The following is a 14,020-nucleotide window of genomic DNA, read 5'->3' as shown; positions in this document are numbered from 1 at the left end:
CAAGATTGATAAGACAGGGATTGCCCACGCAATCTAAATGACAAAAACCGTTATATATGAGATGTGGCGGTTTTTTGGTGGAATTACAAATCCCCCACCCGACTCGGCTGATTTTCAAGCACATTAGTCTTGAGTTTTTGCATGAGTGGGCTTTGGTGGAAGTCATGAACTGCTTGCTTGTTGGCGTCGCTCAGCGTCTCAAAAATATGGGGCAATCGCACACCAATCCAAATGAGTACCGACATCAACACCCTGTCTCCCCAAGCGGTGCTGTCAGCCGACAAGGCAGGCAGGTTTGGCAAATCGGTGGTGGTGTTGGCATAGACCTGTGGGGCGATGGCTTGAATGATGAGCGGTGTCTTGGTGATGACTTCCCCCGTATCAAGCAGGAGGGCTGGCACTTAACTAAACGAATTAACGGCGGTCAGCTCGGCAGAATTTTCCTAAGGTAGGATAAATTTTAATGCCAAATCCACTTGCTCAAGCTTAGCAATCATGAGCAAAATGCGGGTATAAGGCGAAGTGGTGCTGAGACATAAGTGTGCATAACATACTCCTAGTATTGGCAAAAACCCAGCTTCACGCTGGGTTTTTGGTGTGTGATGTTTGATTGTGGCACTTGTTTGGGTCATTACCAATCAAAACTTCATCTCCACCGCCACCTTGTAGTTGCGCCCTGTCGCCCCATAGCGAGCGCGGCTTGTGCCTGTATCTTGGTTGACGGCATTGATGGATGACTGACGAACGCTCTCCCACGTGCTGTATTTATAATCCATGATATTATAAACCCCTGCTCGTACGGTGATGTTTTTGTGGGGCATAAAATACCCTGTCAAATCATGTGTGTACCAGCTTTTGGAGCTTTTAGAATCTATTGCCACTGCAATGTCTTTGCCATAATATGTGCTACCTGTCAGCTCATCGGGATTTTTGGCTCTGGAATAGGTCAGACTGTGATTAAAGCCCCACTTGCCACTGGGAGCATCATAACCAATCCCTGCCACCACACGAGCAGGCTGAATGGCATCTAAAATGGGGTCGGTGGTTAGCGTAAAGCCGTCATAGACGTGGCGGTCTTTGACTTTGACTTCGTTATAAGCGATGTTTGAATACAGACCGTCTGGCAGTTTATCATAAACCCCATACCAGTCGATTTTGCCAAGTACGTTCACGCCATTTAGGGTGATGTCTTGGATGTTATAAAAATCGCTGTGCGTATGGATGCCTTTGACATCAGCTTTGGCAATCAAATCCTTATAACGGTTTTGAAAGTAACTGACTTCCAACACGCCAAACTGACCTTGCACGCCCACCCCAAATTCGTGGTTGGTGGATTTTTCGGGGCGTGGGGCGGTGCGATTGGCAAAAGTGTCATTAGACAATGCACCGCTTGACCCTGTACGTACGCCATACATTTCATAAAACGCTGGTACTCTAAAACCGTTTGAGTAGCGATAAGACAACGCCAAATAGTCAGTCGGACGTACAGTGAGACCTGCGTTATATGACCAGTTTTTATAATCATCCACCGCTGTCCAGTCGTCATCGGTGTCAAAGCGATGATTGTCATAACGCACACCCAAGCCCAAATCAACTTTATCGCCAAAATAAATATGGTCTTTTAGGGCGATAAAGGCGTGTTTGCCTGTGATGTTACGTGGTTGGCAACTGTTGTTGTCGGTACGGCTGTCATCGCACGCTGTGCCGTGTTGCATGGTTACTGGCACACGCTCATAGATGTATGGTTTATCATAAGAGCCATTATGCCCTTGTGTGTAAACGTGGTTGTAACCTCCTGAGGCATACGAAAATGCCAATGCCCCTCGTTCGAGGTTGGATTTGACGTTACCAAATCCGACGAGTGTATTAAGACGGTGCTGGGCTTTGGCGGTGTTGATGACTTTATCAAAGCTAAGCTGTCCAAGCGTCAAACGCTCTTTATAATGGTTGTTTTCCGTACCTGACCACGACCATGGTTTATCGATACTGGCTTGGCAACGCCCCATGTTGGGATAATCTTGGCAACGCATGCGGTGCATTTGGCTATCCAAACCAAGCGATTGGTGGTCTAGGCTGACTTTGGCTTTATCAATCCAACCATTGCGATTGAGGTTTTTATATTGATAAAACAAGCCCACTCGGTCTTTTTTGTGTAATTCATCAAAAAAGCGGGTATTGCTATATCTTGCTCCCCAGTTACCATTCAAGCCACCATTAAACACCAGACCACTCAAAGGGTTGCCCATCACATCAGCAATGCCTGCGTTGCCTACCGCAAGCCCTGTTTCGGCATTGATACTGCCTTGGGTGAGAGATTGTTTGCCAATACTGTCTTTGGTGTAGTAAGCAGGCAGGGTCATGTCTTGGATGTTGTACCGCTGCTTGGTGTGTTCAAGCACCGCCCCAACACGATGACGGTCGCTTAGGTCATAGCCTGCTTTATAAAAGATGGATTGGCTTTTATAATCCATTGGGTTGGCGTGGATACGGTCAACCCCTGTATAATCTTTGGTGCTAATAGTGTGGGTTTGGTATGCCATTGCTTGTGTTTGGGCTTTTTCGTCAGCGGTTAGGGCGGGTGAGGTACGTGTGATAATCCGCTCACGATTGATGTTGGCTCGTGGCAAAGCGGGACAATCTAGGGTGGGGCAGTCATCTTTGATGAGATAGTAGGTATAGCCACGCTCATCGGGCTGACCTGTGAGTGCATAACGGTCAAAATATCCTGTGAGTGGCTGATAACTGTGCTGATAACTCTCGAGGGCTTTGTGGCCTTTAGTTTCTTGTCCTTCTTTGTGGGTGTAGATGAGTAGGTTGTCAAAACTACCTGTCTTAAATGCCCCTGCTAAGGACTGCATCCATTGGTTGTTTTTGCTACTGTATGCTGTCTTGCTGTCAAAGCCCCACTGCTTTCCATCTTTGATGATGTCGCTACTGTCCTTACTGACAAAACCGACCGCACCACCCAACGCCCCAGAGCCGTACTCTGCCGAACTTGCTCCTTTGCTAAGCTCAATGCTTTTGATGTTTTCGTATTCGATTTCGTTGATAGCACCACCGTTTGCCTCAGTTTTTAGGGCGAGGTAGGACTGGGCTTGGTTTAAGCCATCCACCATGATGGCAACACGGTTTTTGTCCACGCCACGCATGGCGTAGCCTGAGGTTGCTCCTCGTCCTTGTTCTACCACGCTGATACCAGGGTCGTAGCGTGTCAAATCACGAATGTCTAGCACCAACTCCTTATCGATGTCATTGGGGCGTTTAACGACTTTACCCAGCCCTGTAATTTCGTTGCTTTTGCGGGTGGCTTGGGGCTTGATGGTGATTGTCATGCCTTCAAGTTCTACCTGTGGCTCAGTGGTGTTGGCAAAGGTCGGCATGCCAAACAACACCATGCCGATGGCAACACACAACAAAGTGGGTTTATTGTGTTGAGTGAATGAGTTTTTGACTAAACGGCTCATGCGATGTCCCTGTGATGTTTTGATAAAAATCAAGAATGCTCAAAAGAACATTCTTGGTTGATAAATTAAAAAGCAAATAAAATCAGACAAACCGACAAAGGTTGATGATTAAGGCGTGTTGGTTTGGCGTTTGCCACCAAAGACCACCCCGATTTTGTCCTCACCTGCCTTGTCATGATGAATGACACCACCAAGCTCTGAGGCGTTTGCTCCATAAAAACCACCATAAAAACCAGCATTGATGTGGGCGATGGCACTGGCACCTGTGCTGTTTGGGTCAAGATTAAAACCATTTACTCCCGTTTTGGCGGTACCACTAAAACCATTGCCTGTGATTGTGCCATTGAGGGTTAGCACAGGATTATCCTCCAAGCCGTTATCGGCGATGAGTTTGCCAATCAGGCTTTTTGAACCAAAATCCACATCAAAGCGACTTCTTGTACCTGTGGTGAGGTCGCTTGCGGAGCTTGTCCAGCGTCTACCATCTTTACTGTCGATATAGCCTTCCCACGTGCCACGATAGTGAGCGGTGCCTGAGGTGGGAATGGCGGATGTGTCTGTTCTTTCACCCACCAAAAACAATTTGCCATCACTTAATACGGGCGTATCTGCTGTACCACCCACCGTGCCATAACCGCCAAATTTGACATAGTCTAAGTTATTGCAACATACGGTGATGGATAGTTTTTTATCGCCATGTGCCACTTGATGAGTGTCAATGAATTTCATGTCGGCAAAACTAGACACACCCTCTGGTAAAAGCGACACACGTTTACCATCAATCACCAGATGGCTGGCTTGTCCAAAGGTGTCCATGTTGGTTTTGGTGAGTGTTTTGCTGTCGATGGCGGTGGCATCAAATTGAGTTTGTACTTTATCAACCACACCACGCTTGCCTGCAAACACTCCAAACAGCGAGCCGTCTTCGGCTAGGAATTTACCGCCCAGCTCCTCAGCCTTAGCCCCAAAAAATCCACCTTCTAGTGCCCCGTTTTGACCAAAAATAGCATGTTCCTTATTCATGGCATTAGCAGTCCCAACAAAACGGTTACCCTTTAAGGTCGCCTCAACACTGTAGCGGTCAGTGATGGTCTGTTCGGCATTTTCGTTGGTAGCACCGTGATTTTGAGTAAACTTACCTGTCAGTTTCTTGTCGGCAAAATTCACCTCAAAGGTGCTTTTTAACCCCGTAGGCTTATCATTGTCATGCCCACGATTCACATCAGCATCTAAACTAGTCGCCCCAACGGTATTGCCTTTGGCACCATAGTTCATCAAATCATTGGTAAAGCCTTCGGGTAAATCTCGTCTGGTGCTAATGGCATTACTCACAAAATCCCAAGTACCTTGATAGGTTGCATTTGTGGTGGGTAATGCGGTGGCAGGGTTGACCCCTTGATAAAAGACATGACCGTATTGTCCTGCGGGGTTTTGGCGAAATACGCCACCCGTTCTGTCAAATTCGATGCCTTTTTCAGCGATGACATAGCCCGATCGCACAAACTGCAAATCTCGGATGGCGTCTTTGGATTTGACATCATGCGAGTAGCTTAAGCTGTCCTCAACATACTTAGGATGTTCTACCAGTGTCTCACTGAACACTTTGGGTAAATCCTCAAGTCTGTGATTGGTGGGCTTGACCTTGTCGGGCATGATATTAACGGTTAGCTCCTCAGGTGGTGTGTCTCTCATGGCAAATACACGGCGAGGAACTTCCACCGCATAGCCTAAAGCGGGCTCTTGAGTGTCCACATCAAGCGTGCGTCTGGTGTTTTGTTCATCTTGGTAGGTGGGTGTTTTTGGCGTGGTGGTGGGGGTAGGGGCAGAGTTTTGGCTTGCTCCTTGCGTGTTTAAGCTATTAACATTATCAAGCTCAAACCCGCCCTTGCCACTGGCACAGGCATTGAGTAAAATCGCACCTACTAAAACGCTAAGTGTTGTTTTAAGATGTACTCTCATCATTATCACCATTTTCATTTACAATATTAAATAAAAATTAATGCTATTTGCAAATTATTGTGATTGTAAACAATTTTAACGCTTATGTCAATATTTGTAACAAGGTGGTGAAAAGTTTGGGAAAGTCTTAGCAGGATTGAGGGGTGTATTATACCAACCGAACTTCAAAATTTTTATGGTTTCCGTTCGTGGTGAGCTTGTCGAACCATAACGGAAACTCACCCTTAGACAAGCTTAGGGCGAACGGTTTTTATATCAGAAATATGGTTCGGTTGGTATGAATGCAAAATCCCCCAACCATACAATCAGGAGATTTTGCAAACAGGGTTTAATTAGGATAGGGCTTGCACCCAAGCTACCACCTGCCCGACTTGGTCATCATAGTCGCTGATGCGGTGGTCGCCCCCGTCTTGGGCGAGAACTTCCGCCCCACAACTTTCAAAAAATGCTTGTGTGGCGTGGGCGTCTAACAGTTCATCGCCCATTTTAAGTAGGACTTTGATTTTGTGGGGATTTTTTGCCTGTAGGCGGTGGCGTTCAAACCACGCCAAATCCCCATAGCAAATTTGCCAGCCGCCTGTCGTGGTGTAGATGACGGCATCATCTGCGAGCGTTTGTCCGTCAAAATTATCACTTAAAAAGCGTCTGAACGACACATCGGGGCGAATGCTTGGGTTTAACAGCACACAAGGCGTGCCTGTCATGTCGGACAACAGCGTGGCAAAATAACCGCCCAGCGATGAGCCAACCAGCACCGCATTGGGGTTTTCTTTGATTAAATTTAAGAGCTTAGCCACTACTTCATCAGGCGGACAGTTCAAATCAGGGCGCAGCGTGTCTATCCCGAGCGCTTTGGCATGATTGGCGGTGATGACGGCTTTATTGGCGTTAGGGTCAGCATCTAGTCCATGTAGATAAATGATGGTCATGGGATTTCCTGTATTTGTACATACAAAGTATTGATTAATCAACAAAAAATCGTTATAGTAATATTTTTGTCACGGTTTTTTATGTCGCAATTTGAATTGTTCGACATCGACAGCCCATGCATTGGTGTCTGCCAGATGAACAAGAAGGGCTACTGCATCGGCTGTCTGCGCAATCGCACAGAGCGACAGACGTGGCACACCCTTGGGGACGATGACAAGCACCGAATCCTAAACCGAATCATCAGACGACAACGCAAGCTTATGGATGCGCGCCGCCAAAGACAGCAAGCAGAGCTGGACTTTTTTGGCGTGCGAGAACAGCTTAGCCTAGACGGCTCTTAATCGCGCGTCTTCACATCGATAAGCTCAATCTCAAAGGTTAGATCCGAATTCGGTGGAATCTTCCCCACCGAACGCTCGCCATAGCCAAGGTGCGCGGGTACGACAAGCTGTCTTTTGCCACCGACTTTCATTGCATCGAATGCTGGCAGCTCAAGCTCAATACCCCACTTTTGGACAAGCTTTACCCCGATCTCACTGCCCAATACGCCCAGATCCCACCCCTTAATCACGCGCCCCGTACCGATGACGCACTCAAATGGCTGTCCTCGACTGTGCGATGAATCAAATAACGTGCCATCCGCCAGATAGCCCGTATAATGAGCGGTGATTAATGCGCCACGTTCAGCGGCTTTACCGGTGCCTACAATGAGGTCTTGTGTTTTAAAATCAGTCATGTTGTCCTTGGTGCTACTGCATCTTTTGTTGTAAGTTATGTTTAACGTTTGGCCATTCATCCGCCATGATGCTGCACATCACCGTATCGCAAATGATGCCGTCTTGGGTAGTGCGTTTATTGCCGATGACGCCATCTTTTTTGGCATCCAGTCGCTCAATCGCCGCCTGTGAACGTGTGTTTAAACTACTGGTTCTAAGCGCAACCGTCTGATAGGACAGCACCTCAAAGGCATACCTCATCAGCAGAAACTTACAGGCATTGTTCACGCGCGTGCGCCAATAACGCTTGGCATACCAAGTATAGCCAATCTCAAGGCGCAAAGAATGCGACAAGATATCATGATAACTCGTACTGCCAACGCACGCTCTGTGGTCTCATCGATGACCGCAAAGGCAACCCTATCCGTCATCGCATGAGTCGTAGCGATGTATTCATGAACTTCATCAGGGCTTGGTGTGATGGTGTAGAGCAGCTTCCACAGATTACCATCTTGGCATGCCTGCACCAAATCATCCTCATAACGAAGGTCCAATAACTCTAGTCGCACGCCATCATGCGATAGCGTCAGGTCGGACGGTAATTGCAAAATTTCAAGAGACGTTGTCCTTGATAAGCTCAAATCGTGGCACATCTTGACCATCGACATTCGCCATCTCGTGGAACATGTCGGCAGGTCGCACCCACACGCCATAATGGCCATACAAGGCGCGATACACCACAAGGCACTCTTCGGTCTCGCTGTGCTTTGCGGTGTGTAGAACTTGGTACAGATTGCCCTTATAATGACGATAGATGCCTGGCTGAACCTTATTCATCACGCACCCGAACCTTCGCCACTGACTGCACGCCTTGGGCATCTGTTAGTAGATAGACTTCACAGTTCTTTGGGCGGATAGCAAGCTCATACGCACGAAAAGCAGGCATGTCCATCACGCGCGCACCATCGCCATGGATAATCTGCCACATCAACATGCCAATCCACATGCCATGGGTAAATACAACGTAGTTACCATCTGGCAATTCTTCGAACATCTGGCGCACCGTGCGCACTCGCTCCACGAACCGCTCATAGGTATCTTCTGCCGTGCCGTCCTGATAAGTGGTATCGCCCTGCTGCCAAAAATTATCCGCCGTAGCGATCAAGTCCTCAAATGACAGATCCTTAATACGATTAAAGTCCAAATAATCAAACTCATGCAGCGCCTCGATCACCTTTGCTGTACTGCCAAGCTGTGCCAAAAACGGCGCGGCAGTCTGTGCCGTACGTACATAGTGGGACGTGAACACGCCATCGATCGGCTGCTGGATGTTAATGTTTAGCCATTCGGAGAGCTCTTTTGCCTCCATCCGACCGACATCGGTCAGATTAATCACAGGGTTTGGGCGAATGGCAAGGCGGGCGTTGGATTCACTCTGAGCGTGGCGGATAAGGTAAAATTTTTTCATGATTATTGGTATTCTTTGGTGATTGGGTTAAATAGCAGCTCTTGGCTAAAGTCGACATAATTGACCTGCTCGACGCTCTAAATGACGGCTTTTCAATTGCAACCAGACAACGCTTTTGCCCATCTTGATTTTTATATTCGATGACAGGGTGCATCAGTGCAACGACACTCTTGCCAATTTTTAGAAGTTTCATCCAGCGCGACATTTGGAAATTGGCTTAACTCATCATCAGCAATGTGCGCGTTGCCCAGCATTTTTCCTGCGTATAGCGCACGCATGATGCTTTTAAAGCTCAAATCTCGCACTTTGGTTTGTTGCATTTGGCTTGATGAGAAACTTTGAGCATGTGCATCATTCACCGCCATACCCATTGTAGACGCGGTCGCCAGAGTCATCGCCAACAGTATTTTTTCATGACCTAATTCTCTATTCAATAAAAAACAACCAAGATGACAGAATCACCTTGGCTAGATTCATTATGCAACGCTTACTCTGGCATACGCCTTTTTCCCTGCCTGTATCACAACCGTCTGCCCTGCACCAAGGGCAAAACTTGCGTCCACGACTTGTCCGTCCACTTTGACCGCCCCACGAGACAGCATATCTTTGGCTTGGGCGGAATTTTTGGCAAGGCTGGCTTGATTTAGCACTTGGGTGATAAACAGCTTGTCCGCACCATCAAGAGACAGCGACACTTCGGGCAAATCAATGGGCAACTCCCCGTCCGCCAAGCGGTTGCCTGCCGAGCGGTGGGCGTTGTCGGCAGACTCTTTGTCATGAAAACGCTCAATCAGCTCATGGGCTAGGATTTTCTTTAATTCTTGGGGATTGCGACCATTTGCCATTTCATCAAGCAAAGCATTCACTTCAATCATCGGCTTAAAGCTCAAAAGCTCAAAATAGCGAGCGATGAGCGTGTCGGGCATGGATAGGATTTTTTGGTACATCACGCCCGCAGGTTCGTCAATGCCAATGTAATTGCCAAGCGATTTACTCATTTTTTGTACACCGTCCAAGCCCTCCAAAAGGGGCATGGTGATACAAACTTGGGGTTCTTTGCCGTAGCGACCTTGTAGGGTACGCCCCATAAGCACGTTAAAGGTCTGGTCAGTACCGCCAATCTCCACATCAGCTTCCATAGCAATGCTGTCATAGCCTTGCACGAGTGGGTACAAAAATTCGTGAATGGCAATCGGAGTTTGGCTGTTGTAGCGTTTTGAAAAATCATCACGTTCAAGCATACGAGACACGGTAAGCTGGCTGGCTAGGGCAATCATGTCCCCTGCACTCATCTTGGAGAACCAATCAGAGTTAAACATAATGGTCGTTTTGTCTTTGTCTAGGATTTTAAAGACTTGCTTGGCGTAAGTTTCGGCATTTGCCTTGACCTGCTCTTCGGATAGGGGCGGACGAGTTGCGTTTTTGCCAGACGGGTCGCCAATGCGGGCGGTGTAGTCGCCAATAAGAAACAGCACTTCATGCCCTAATTCTTGAAAGGCACGCAGTTTGTTAAGAACAACCGTATGCCCAAAATGCAAATCAGGGGCGGTGGGGTCCATGCCAAGTTTGATACGCAAAGGGCGACCTTTGGCGAGCTTTTTTAACAAATCTTCTTCGGAATAAATCTCAACCACGCCACGTTTTAGAAGTTCAAGTTGTTCGGCAGGGGGCAAAAAATTTGACATGGGACACCTTAAAAAATTTCAAAATACACAAAATTAACCTAGTATAGCAGAATTTTTGGGATGAAAAAACGCCAAGCATCGGATTTTCTTTGCCATTATTCACCCATAGGCTTATAATAGGCAAAACACCGCCAGACACGTTATGGCATGGTTGGCTATGCAAAATTAGCACATTAAAATACATCGATACGCCTTATGATAAGCAAAAATTAGGCAAGTACGGGGATTAATTATGAAAACACAGCAATTTCGCCTGCCTGAATGGTTCGGCTCCGAGTTGGTTGCAGGCATGAAGCGCGGCATTGAAAAAGAAGGCTTGCGCATGCGCGCTGATGGCTATGCCGCTAAGACGCCGCACCCTGCCGATCTGGGCTCAAAGCTAACCCATCCCTACATCACAACTGACTATTCTGAGAATCTACTTGAGCTCATCACCGAGCCTTTTTCATCAATCAAAGAAGCCTTGGACATGCTAAGAGAGCTACATGTGCTCGTGCACCGCTCACTAGGCGATGAATTGATGTGGCCACTATCCATGCCGTGCATGACCGCCGACAATGATGAAGACATTCCACTGGCCGATTACGGCACATCCAATATCGGCAAACTAAAAACCCTGTACCGCTCTGGGCTTGGGGTGCGTTATGGTCGCAAGATGCAAACCATCGCAGGGCTACACTACAACCTATCCATCGGCGATGATTTGTTTGACAGATGGTTCAAGCATTCAGGTGGAGACGACTTTACCGCCTTTAAAAACGACAAATATCTTGCCTTAATCCGTAACTTCAAGCGCCTAACCCCGCTTGTGCTGTATCTGCTGGGGGCAAGTCCTGCGGTGTGTGCGTCATTCATTAAGGGACGCGAGCACCACCTTGTGCCGCTGTCAGATGGCAGCTACACCTACTATCAGCCACACGGGACAAGCCTTCGCATGGGTAAGCTTGGCTATACTAACAGCGTCCAAGAAGACCTAAACATCGAATACAACGATCTAAACGAGTACATCAAAGGTCTGCGTGCGGCGATCGGTACACCATTTAAAGACTTTAGCGACATCGGCGTGGATGACAAGGACGGCAATCCCATCCAGATTAACGACCACATCCTCCAAATTGAGAACGAATTCTACAGTCCGATTCGCCCAAAACAAATCACCAAATCAGGCGAAACACCAACCGCTGCCTTGGCTGATCGTGGCATCGCTTATGTTGAATTCCGTGCCATCGACTTAGACCCTTATAGTGACATCGGCATTCGCGTACAGACAGCGTGTTTCCTAGAAGTATTGGCGGTGTACTGCCTACTGCTTAACTCGCCTGCCCTATATAAAGATGAAGAAAAACGCCTACAAGCCAACATCGACACTGTGGTAAACCATGGCCGCAATACAGATCTTGTCATTAACACCGAGATCGGCGACATGTATCTGCACGACTGGATCGTCAAGCACCTAACCAACATGCAGATCATCGCTGATGCCTTCGATGACCATCACGGTGGTAATGCCTATCGCGAAGCCTTGGCGATGATGCAAGGCAAGGCGACCAACCCAGAGTTTACACTCTCCGCCCAAATCGAGACCGACAGTCGTAGACTTGGTAGCACATGGGCATTGGGCAAGCTACTTGCTAAGAAACACCAAAACGACCTTCTTAATCATGCGCTAAGCCAAGAGAACGAAGCGCATTTTGCCAAAGTCGCCAAAGACTCCATCCAAGAGCAAGCCGACATTGAACAGGCGGATACGCTGTCATTCTATGACTATATCCAAAGCTATCGCCAGTAATTCATCATTTTTGAGGGTTTTATGACTTATCGTCAAATCAACGCCTTCTTGGTATTCATCTGTGTGGTAGGCAGTGTATTTGCCATCGGCTACCTTCAAAACACTCTTGGGCTTGACCCGTGCCCTTTGTGTATTTTTCAGCGGATTGGGCTGTGGGTGATGGGCTTATTTGCATTCTTGGGGCTGATTTTTAACCCCAAAGGCAAAGGATCTCGCCTAACATTATGGCTAGGCTCACTGCTGGGTACGCTGTGGGGCGCAGGTGTCGCTGCTCGTCATGTGTGGCTGCAGCATCTGCCTGCCGATGAAGTGCCTGCCTGCGGACCGGGACTGAACTACTGGGTGGAGACGCTGCCTGTAATGCAGGTCTTTGAACAGGTGTTAAAAGGCTCAGGCGAATGCGCACTCATTGATTGGACATTCCTAGGTCTATCCATTCCCATGCAGACACTGGTTCTGTTTGTTGTTATTTTGGTGATTTTATTGGTGCAACTCACCAAGATTCTTAAACATCGCCCTTGACCCATTTATTACAAAAAGGTTATTTCATGCACGTTCATATTTTAGGTATTTGTGGTACTTTCATGGGTTCGCTTGCCCTATTGGCGCGCGATCTGGGCCACACCGTAACAGGATCGGACACTGCCATCTACCCGCCGATGAGCACTCAGCTGCATAACGCTGGTGTTGAGATCTTAGAAGGTTATAAAGCTGAACACCTACAACCTGCGCCAGATCTTGTCATCGTGGGCAATGCCTGCAAGCGCGGCATGGAAGCGGTCGAATACATGCTAAACGAACGCCTACCCTACACGTCAGGACCGCAGTTCTTAGCCGAGCACGTCCTACAACATCGTCATGTCTTGGCGGTGGCGGGCACGCACGGCAAAACCACGACCACAACCATGCTGTCATGGATTCTGCAATATGCTGGCATTGATACGGGATTTTTGATCGGTGGTGTGCCACAAGTTAGCAGTGATGATGTGCGCTTGCAAGATGCCTTTAAGCACAGCTCGCACCTGGGTAAAGATTATTTTGTCATCGAAGCGGACGAGTATGACTCGGCATTTTTTGATAAGCGTTCTAAGTTCGTGCATTATCGCCCGACGACCGCCATCTTAAATAACCTAGAATATGATCACGCTGACATCTTCCCAGATCTAAAGGCAATCCAAACCCAATTTCACCACATGATTCGCATGATTCCTGCCAAGGGTCAGATTATCATGCCTGCCAACACCCAAAGTCTAGAAGATACTTTAAAGATGGGCGCATGGACGCCTGTGGTGCGCACCTCTCTAGGCGATGATGGCGATCACAAGGCACAGCTATTAAAAGAAGACGGCTCATCATTCAATGTGACCATCGCAGGCGACAGCGCCCAAGTAAATTGGGGCATGAGCGGTCTGCATAACGTCAATAATGCACTGGTTGCCATTAGTGCCGCTCATCATGTGGGCGTAAGCGTGGCGAATGCGTGTGAAGCGTTGTCGAACTTTGGCGGCATCAAAAGACGTATGGAGCTGATCGGCGATGTTGGTGATATTCTGGTATTCGATGACTTTGCACACCATCCTACTGCCATCACCACCACACTAGACGGCGCCAAAAAAATGCTGCAAAGTCGTAGAATTTGGGCGGTCATCGAGCCACGCTCCAACACCATGAAGCTGGGCAGTCACCGCGACCATCTTGCGCCATCAGCGTCGATCGCTGACTTTGCGCTGTGGTATGAGCCTACCAATTTGGCATGGGGCTTGGCTTGCGCCATTGGCAACGCACCAAACCAACAAGTGTTGACCAGCACAGATGACATCATCGCCTACCTAAAGGCAAACGCCAAAGCAGGCGATGCCATCATCATCATGTCAAATGGCGGCTTTGAGAGCATTCACACCCGTCTATTGGACGCATTGTCTAAGTGATGTCTAGGACATAAAAAAACCTCGATGAATTTCGAGGTTTTTTATTTGTATTGTCATTATTTAAGTACTTAAAGTACTCGT

At 47.9% G+C, this 14,020-nt stretch carries 16 protein-coding genes; 4 read left to right on the top strand and 12 right to left on the bottom strand.

Annotation, left to right across the window (positions count from 1 at the left end; genetic code table 11):
• Positions 1 to 83 precede the first annotated feature (83 nt).
• From MBO_RS09040 to MBO_RS09020, 5 genes are all read right to left on the bottom strand, one after another.
• A complete protein-coding gene (locus MBO_RS09040; RefSeq protein ID WP_036366927.1) occupies positions 84 to 401 on the bottom strand; it encodes a hypothetical protein in 318 nt (105 codons plus the stop codon).
• Between the two features lie 42 nt (positions 402 to 443).
• Positions 444 to 632 (bottom strand): hypothetical protein, encoded by a 189-nt coding sequence (locus MBO_RS09035; RefSeq protein WP_036366924.1) that lies wholly within the window; start codon positions 630 to 632, stop codon positions 444 to 446.
• A 6-nt stretch (positions 633 to 638) separates the two neighbouring features.
• Entirely contained in the window at positions 639 to 3,464 is a 2,826-nt protein-coding gene (locus MBO_RS09030; RefSeq protein ID WP_052585416.1) for a lactoferrin/transferrin family TonB-dependent receptor, read from the bottom strand.
• Between the two features lie 108 nt (positions 3,465 to 3,572).
• Positions 3,573 to 5,423 (bottom strand): transferrin-binding protein-like solute binding protein, encoded by a 1,851-nt coding sequence (locus tag MBO_RS09025; protein WP_036366921.1) that lies wholly within the window; start codon positions 5,421 to 5,423, stop codon positions 3,573 to 3,575.
• Positions 5,424 to 5,755: 332 nt separating this feature from the next.
• On the bottom strand, positions 5,756 to 6,352 hold the full coding sequence (locus tag MBO_RS09020) for a YqiA/YcfP family alpha/beta fold hydrolase (RefSeq protein WP_036366920.1): 597 nt from the start codon (positions 6,350 to 6,352) through the stop codon (positions 5,756 to 5,758).
• 81 nt (positions 6,353 to 6,433) lie between these two features.
• Here MBO_RS09020 and MBO_RS09015 point away from each other — a divergent pair, with 81 nt between their 5' ends.
• A complete protein-coding gene (locus MBO_RS09015) occupies positions 6,434 to 6,694 on the top strand; it encodes a DUF1289 domain-containing protein (RefSeq protein WP_036366917.1) in 261 nt (86 codons plus the stop codon).
• Here MBO_RS09015 and MBO_RS09010 read toward each other — a convergent pair.
• The 7 genes from MBO_RS09010 to tyrS form a co-directional block, all read right to left on the bottom strand.
• A complete protein-coding gene (locus MBO_RS09010; RefSeq protein ID WP_036366915.1) occupies positions 6,691 to 7,089 on the bottom strand; it encodes an FKBP-type peptidyl-prolyl cis-trans isomerase in 399 nt (132 codons plus the stop codon). The two genes, MBO_RS09015 and MBO_RS09010, sit on opposite strands and share 4 nt — an antisense overlap.
• 13 nt (positions 7,090 to 7,102) lie before the next feature.
• Positions 7,103 to 7,411 (bottom strand): GNAT family N-acetyltransferase, encoded by a 309-nt coding sequence (locus MBO_RS10300; RefSeq protein WP_320108866.1) that lies wholly within the window; start codon positions 7,409 to 7,411, stop codon positions 7,103 to 7,105.
• Entirely contained in the window at positions 7,354 to 7,710 is a 357-nt protein-coding gene (locus tag MBO_RS10295) for a hypothetical protein (protein WP_320108865.1), read from the bottom strand. The genes MBO_RS10300 and MBO_RS10295 overlap by 58 nt, the downstream gene beginning before the upstream one ends.
• Positions 7,682 to 7,906 (bottom strand): DUF1653 domain-containing protein, encoded by a 225-nt coding sequence (locus MBO_RS09000; RefSeq protein ID WP_036366913.1) that lies wholly within the window; start codon positions 7,904 to 7,906, stop codon positions 7,682 to 7,684. Before MBO_RS09000 ends, MBO_RS10295 begins: the two co-directional genes overlap by 29 nt.
• Positions 7,899 to 8,537 carry a histidine phosphatase family protein gene (locus MBO_RS08995; protein ID WP_036366909.1) on the bottom strand — a complete coding sequence of 213 codons (639 nt, stop codon included), beginning with the start codon at positions 8,535 to 8,537 and terminating at the stop codon, positions 7,899 to 7,901. Before MBO_RS08995 ends, MBO_RS09000 begins: the two co-directional genes overlap by 8 nt.
• A 131-nt stretch (positions 8,538 to 8,668) precedes the next feature.
• Positions 8,669 to 8,971 carry a hypothetical protein gene (locus MBO_RS08990; RefSeq protein WP_152545138.1) on the bottom strand — a complete coding sequence of 101 codons (303 nt, stop codon included), beginning with the start codon at positions 8,969 to 8,971 and terminating at the stop codon, positions 8,669 to 8,671.
• 42 nt (positions 8,972 to 9,013) lie between these two features.
• Entirely contained in the window at positions 9,014 to 10,222 is a 1,209-nt protein-coding gene (gene tyrS / locus MBO_RS08985; RefSeq protein WP_036366906.1) for a tyrosine--tRNA ligase, read from the bottom strand.
• Between the two features lie 232 nt (positions 10,223 to 10,454).
• Here tyrS and gshA point away from each other — a divergent pair, with 232 nt between their 5' ends.
• Genes gshA through mpl form a run of 3 tightly spaced genes read left to right on the top strand, consistent with a single transcriptional unit; the run spans position 10,455 to position 13,939 of the window.
• Entirely contained in the window at positions 10,455 to 12,011 is a 1,557-nt protein-coding gene (gene gshA / locus MBO_RS08980; protein WP_036366904.1) for a glutamate--cysteine ligase, read from the top strand.
• Positions 12,012 to 12,032: 21 nt separating this feature from the next.
• The gene (locus MBO_RS08975; protein WP_036366902.1) at positions 12,033 to 12,533 is read left to right on the top strand and encodes a disulfide bond formation protein B; all 501 of its coding nucleotides are present in this window, start codon (positions 12,033 to 12,035) and stop codon (positions 12,531 to 12,533) included.
• A 26-nt stretch (positions 12,534 to 12,559) separates the two neighbouring features.
• Positions 12,560 to 13,939 carry a UDP-N-acetylmuramate:L-alanyl-gamma-D-glutamyl-meso-diaminopimelate ligase gene (gene mpl, locus MBO_RS08970; RefSeq protein WP_036366901.1) on the top strand — a complete coding sequence of 460 codons (1,380 nt, stop codon included), beginning with the start codon at positions 12,560 to 12,562 and terminating at the stop codon, positions 13,937 to 13,939.
• The last annotated feature ends 81 nt before the right edge of the window (positions 13,940 to 14,020 follow it).

Origin of the sequence: Moraxella bovoculi 237, assembly GCF_000696305.2 — a bacterium.
Lineage (GTDB): Bacteria > Pseudomonadota > Gammaproteobacteria > Pseudomonadales > Moraxellaceae > Moraxella > Moraxella bovoculi.
Note: the sequence above shows the minus strand (reverse complement) of the source record. Positions and strands in the feature narration are given on the sequence as shown.